The 350-nt window shown below is 59.1% G+C and carries 1 pseudogene; it reads right to left on the reverse strand.

Annotation, left to right across the window (positions count from 1 at the left end):
* Window positions 1–350: pseudogene (locus BQ17_RS22050) on the reverse strand (ATP-binding protein); the annotation flags it as partial.

Consider the following 350-nt stretch of genomic DNA (forward strand, 5'->3'; position numbering starts at 1 on the left):
TGCATCAAGAGCTGGGGTCCGGCCTCCTTGTAGTCGAACCGTTCGATCCAGATCTCGCTGTTTTCCCGAAAGAAGTGCTGGAAACCATCCAGTAGCTTGGGAAAATCCAGGCGTCCATCCTGGCCCACATACCAGGCGGTTTCCTGCGGGATTCGGGTCTGGGTAATCCAGGTCAAAGCACGTGGGATGATCTCCCGGTAGATGGGATTGGCGATCTCAACTTGCGGGCGGGTGCGAATGAGTCCCAGGTCTTGCACATAGAGCTGATCGTCCTCGCTGGGCGGGGCGAGTCCGGGCTCGATAGCGCCCCCCAATAGCTCACTGATGACCTGGTGTACCCTGGGCTCCCG

It is taken from the genome of Candidatus Thiosymbion oneisti (assembly GCF_900092655.1).
Classification (GTDB): domain Bacteria; phylum Pseudomonadota; class Gammaproteobacteria; order Chromatiales; family Chromatiaceae; genus Thiosymbion; species Thiosymbion oneisti.